The organism is Pseudomonas sp. HY2-MNA-CIBAN-0224, assembly GCF_040310285.1.
In the GTDB taxonomy this organism is placed as follows: Bacteria; Pseudomonadota; Gammaproteobacteria; order Pseudomonadales; family Pseudomonadaceae; genus Aquipseudomonas; species Aquipseudomonas helleri.
In genome coordinates, this window is sequence record NZ_JBEOPQ010000451.1 from 1 (window position 1) to 278 (window position 278).

General features: G+C 46.4%; 1 protein-coding gene. It reads left to right on the plus strand.

Translation table 11 applies throughout. The annotated features are described in order from the left end of the window. The coding region (locus AAEZ03_RS27130) for an aminotransferase class I/II-fold pyridoxal phosphate-dependent enzyme (RefSeq protein WP_350582924.1) at positions 1-278 on the plus strand (278 nt) is incomplete at both ends.

Below are 278 nucleotides of genomic sequence, written 5' to 3' on the forward strand. Positions count from 1 at the left end.
TTTAATGTCAGTCGTGTTGGACTGGCGGCCGCCGCAGCAGCACTTGGTGATCAAGATTTCATTGAAAAAGTACGCTTGACCAACGAAGAGCAAATGCGCTGGTTAGAAAAGCAGTTTGATGCTTTAGGGTTGGGTTTTGTTAAGTCGCATGCCAATTTTATCATGGTAGAAATGGACGATGAAAATGCGCTATCGATCAATCAAGCATTACTTGAGCAAGGGGTCATCGTGCGGCCATTGGTAGGCTATGGCTTGCCTACTTGGTTGCGTATCACGGT